At 65.3% G+C, this 3,653-nt stretch carries 6 protein-coding genes; 2 read left to right on the top strand and 4 right to left on the bottom strand.

Translation table 11 applies throughout. The features are described from left to right. Both rimM and rpsP read right to left on the bottom strand, forming a co-directional pair. The coding region (gene rimM / locus Q0C59_RS15535; protein ID WP_291217080.1) for a ribosome maturation factor RimM at positions 1-559 on the bottom strand (559 nt) is incomplete at its 3' end. A gap of 16 nt (positions 560-575) precedes the next feature. Further along, positions 576-836, bottom strand: coding sequence for a 30S ribosomal protein S16 (rpsP, locus tag Q0C59_RS15530; RefSeq protein WP_291217077.1), 261 nt, complete (start codon positions 834-836; stop codon positions 576-578). 185 nt (positions 837-1,021) lie between these two features. Between rpsP and Q0C59_RS15525 the strand changes: the two genes are divergently transcribed. Both Q0C59_RS15525 and Q0C59_RS15520 read left to right on the top strand, forming a co-directional pair. After that, a complete protein-coding gene (locus tag Q0C59_RS15525; RefSeq protein WP_291217074.1) occupies positions 1,022-1,552 on the top strand; it encodes a GNAT family N-acetyltransferase in 531 nt (176 codons plus the stop codon). Then, complete coding sequence (locus tag Q0C59_RS15520; protein WP_291217072.1) at positions 1,549-2,007, top strand: NINE protein; 459 nt, start codon at positions 1,549-1,551, stop codon at positions 2,005-2,007. The genes Q0C59_RS15525 and Q0C59_RS15520 overlap by 4 nt, the downstream gene beginning before the upstream one ends. Before the next feature lie 6 nt (positions 2,008-2,013). Here the strand turns inward: Q0C59_RS15520 and Q0C59_RS15515 are convergent, their stop codons facing one another. Further along, positions 2,014-2,970, bottom strand: coding sequence for an AEC family transporter (locus tag Q0C59_RS15515; RefSeq protein WP_291217070.1), 957 nt, complete (start codon positions 2,968-2,970; stop codon positions 2,014-2,016). An 18-nt stretch (positions 2,971-2,988) separates the two neighbouring features. Continuing rightward, the gene (locus tag Q0C59_RS15510; protein ID WP_291217067.1) at positions 2,989-3,552 is read right to left on the bottom strand and encodes a DUF3299 domain-containing protein; all 564 of its coding nucleotides are present in this window, start codon (positions 3,550-3,552) and stop codon (positions 2,989-2,991) included. Positions 3,553-3,653 lie beyond the last annotated feature (101 nt).

Raw genomic sequence — 3,653 nt, 5'->3', positions numbered from 1 at the left:
CCTTGTCCACGTTGTCGATGTAGGCCGCCACAAACGGAATCATGCGTTCGGCCACCTGCTCCACACCATCGATGGTGTCGGTGTATTCGAGCACCAGCACGGAATTGGGGCCCGTGGCCATGAGGTCGCGCACCACACCCAGAGGCACACCCTCGCGGTTGACCACGTCCAGACCGATCAGGTCGACCCAGTAGTACTCACCTTCGGGCGTGGCCGGGAAGGCGCTGCGCGGCAGGTAGATGCGCACGCCCTTGAGAGCTTCGGCCGAATTGCGGTCGTTCACGCCATCAATCTGGGCCACCAGACCATCGGTGTGGGGCTTGACCTCGACAAGGTCGATGCCCACACAGCCCGAAAACGCCGAAAAGCCGCGCGCGAAGCGGGCTTCGGGCGGCTCCAGGAACCAGTGGGGGGAAGCGATCAGCGCCGAGGTGTCGGCGCTGTAGGGCAGGATGCGGACCCAGCCCTTGATGCCCCACGCGTCCTGTATGCGCCCCAGCTCGACCGCATCGGCCGGAAGGGAAGACGCCGTGAAGGCGCCGGACGCGGGGCTGCTCACCGTGCGGTCAGCAGGATCAGGCCGCGACAGTGGCCTTGGCGGCGTTCTGCTTGACCAGACGCTCCACCGTGTCGGACGGGGTGGCACCCACGCCGGTCCAGTAAGTCAGACGGTCAAGAGCGATGCGCAGGGGCTCTTCGCCACCGCGTGCAAGCGGGTTGTAGAAGCCGATGCGCTCGATGAAACGACCGTCGCGACGGTTGCGCTTGTCGGCCACAACGATGTTGTAGAAAGGACGGGACTTTGAGCCGCCGCGGGAGAGTCGGATGACGACCATGATTTATCCTTCGGGTGGAGAGGTGCCGAAATTGGCACATCACTGGATCTTTCGATCCGCTTGATTGCAGCGCTTGAGACACACGACTGACCACCCGGCCAGCGAAACGCCACGAAACCCGCGATTATAGCCCGCTCGGCGCCCGCACCGGCCGCCGATTCACATTGTTCGCTCTGAAACACCCCATGCCCACGATCCGCCCCAGCCGAGACGACGATCTCGACGCCATCACCCACATCTATGGCCACCACGTGCTGCACGGCACCGGCACCTTTGAAACCACGCCGCCCAGCCTGGCCGACATGACCACCCGACGCGCCGACGTGTTGTCCAAAGGCCTGCCCTGGCTGGTGGTCGAAGACGGCGGCCAGGTGCTGGGCTTTGCCTACGGCAACTGGTTCAAGCCCCGGCCGGCCTACCGCTTTTCGGTGGAAGACTCGATTTACATGGACCCGGCCGCACACGGCAAGGGCATGGGCCGCGCGCTGCTGACCGAGTTGATGGCCGCGCTGGAGCGCGGTGGCGTGCGCAAGGTCATGGCCGTGATTGGGGACTCCGCCAACGCGGGTTCCATCGGTGTGCACAAGGCACTGGGCTTCGAGACCGTGGGCGTGGTGCAGTCCTGCGGCTGGAAGTTCGACCGCTGGCTCGACATCGTGCTGATGCAGAAGACGCTGGGCGCCGGCGACACCACGCCGCCTGAAAGCGCTGCATGAGCGGCCGCGGCAAGAACAAGACGCTGGCCGCCGTGCTGGCGGTGCTCGGGGGCACGCTCGGGCTGCACCGTTTTTACTTGCGGGGTCTGGGCGACTGGATCGGCTGGCTGCATCCGATTCCGGCGGCCCTGGGCTGGTGGGGCGTGGACCGCGTGCTCACCTACGGGCAGGACGACAAGCTCTCGTGGGTGCTGATCCCGCTGCTGGGCATGACGATCGCTGCGAGTTGCCTCACCGGCATCGTCTACGCGCTGACCGATCGCGAAAAATGGAACCGCTGGTTCAACCCGACGCTGCCGGCGGACGCCAACGCGGGCGCCACGCACTGGCTCACCATCGGCACGCTGGTGCTGGCACTGCTCATGGGCACGGTGGCCTTCATGGGCAGCCTGGCCTTCGGCATCCAGCGTTACTTCGAATACCAGATCGAAGAAGCGCGCAAGATCAGCCAGTGACGGTCGTCAGTTGATCCACGACATGGCGAGCATGAAAAAGCTCAGGGTGAACAGCGACACCAGCGTGGTCATGCCCATGCTGGCGGTGGTGAGTTCCTGGGCGGCGTCGTAGCGCTGGGCAAACAGGAACACGTTGGCGCCGATGGGCAGGGCGCCGGCGACCACGATCACGGTCAGCGGCAGGCCGGTGATGCCCAGAGCCCAGGCACTCAGACCCACCATCACAGGCAACACGAGGTTCTTGGAGACGGTGATCCACAACGCATCGCGCAGGTGGCCCCGCAGCGGAGTGCTGGCCAGTGTCACCCCCATCAGCACCAGCGAGAGCGGGCCGAAGGCGTTGCCCAGCAGCAGCAGCGGTTTGTCGATCACTGCGGGCAGGGCCCAACCGGTCTGGGAAAACAGCAGGCCGCTGATGATGGGCAGGGGAATCGGGTGGATCAGCGCGCCCTTGATGGCTGAGAAGGCGGTCTGCCACAGGTGGGGGGCACGCTCACCGCCTGCACGGGCCTCGCGCGCCACCGCCAGCTCCAGCACGATGGATCCGGTGGTCAGCAGGATCAGCGCATGCACCGACACCAGGGTCAGCAACGTGACCAAGCCGGCCTTGCCGTAGGCCAGTTCCACCAGCGTGATGCCGATCATCACCATGTTCGAGAACACGCCGGCCATGCCCATCACCACGCTGGTGCGGTTGAAGCCGCGCCAGGCGATGGACACAGCCAACAGCAGCAGCGCGGCGGGGAAGTAGGCCAGCACCGGTCGCAGGTCGAGCTCTTCGAACCGCACCGCGCTCATGGTGCGAAACAGCAGTGCCGGGATCAGCACCAGGAACACGAGGTTGGACAAGTCCTTGACCGAGGCGTCGCGGATCCACTGCAGCCGCCCGGCAAGAAAGCCGATGGCCATGAGCAAAAAGACGGGGGTGAGGGACGCGACGGCGGGGTGGGCAGCAAGGTTCACCCGCCGATGGTAGCCGCGCTAGGGAACGCCCACGGCGTTGGTGATGCGGTAGTACAGGCCGTAGGGGTCGTTCTGCAGCACGTGAAAAGTGCCCTCGACCACCACCGCTTCGAGCTTGTATTTCACCGGGGTCCTGGTGCGCACTTCGACCATGCTCTCGGGTCCGCCCGGTGTGCAGAAACCGCAGGTGAGCGGCACCGACGCGAGCAGGAAGTGGCGTTGGTTCTCACCCGGCTCCAGCGGCATCATGTAGCCCTGCAGACGCAGCGTTTTCTGGTTGAGCGCGGCCACGGGCGCGGGGTACACCGGCACGATGCGTTTTTTCTCGACCTTGGTCGTGACGTCGGTGAGCGTGGACCAGGCCACCACATCATTGCGCTTGGGCAGAGGAGCAAACGGGCTCAGCGGGCTGTGCACGCCGGCGCCCTGCCCTTGAGGCAACGCGGCACCGTCGCCCGCTCCGGGGTGTGGCGCGGCGCCCGATGGCAGCGGCGAACTCAGTGTCTGCGCAGACACGCCAAACACCATGGAGCTGGTCAACCAGAGTCCGCAGAGAAGGGTTCGCATCGGCGTCGGTTTCATGGGACTTTCAGTGGAACTCAATGGGCGTGGCGCATGCCACAGTATTTACCCAGTGCCAGACCTTTGCAGGCCGCCTGGAGTTCCGCCATGCAGACTTTTTC

This window comes from Hydrogenophaga sp., assembly GCF_022844385.1.
Taxonomy (GTDB): Bacteria; Pseudomonadota; Gammaproteobacteria; order Burkholderiales; family Burkholderiaceae_C; genus Hydrogenophaga.
The sequence above is the reverse complement of the archived record's forward strand: the minus strand, read 5'-3'. Positions and strand labels throughout refer to the sequence as shown.

Bases quoted from the DNA above. Each gene is read 5' to 3' on its own strand.
- Q0C59_RS15525 (WP_291217074.1), top strand. From the start codon at position 1,022: ATGCCCACGATCCGCCCCAGCCGAGACGACGATCTCGACGCCATCACC.
- Q0C59_RS15520 (WP_291217072.1), top strand. From the start codon at position 1,549: ATGAGCGGCCGCGGCAAGAACAAGACGCTGGCCGCCGTGCTGGCGGTG.
- Q0C59_RS15510 (WP_291217067.1), bottom strand. From the start codon at position 3,552: ATGAAACCGACGCCGATGCGAACCCTTCTCTGCGGACTCTGGTTGACC.
- rpsP (WP_291217077.1), bottom strand. From the start codon at position 836: ATGGTCGTCATCCGACTCTCCCGCGGCGGCTCAAAGTCCCGTCCTTTC.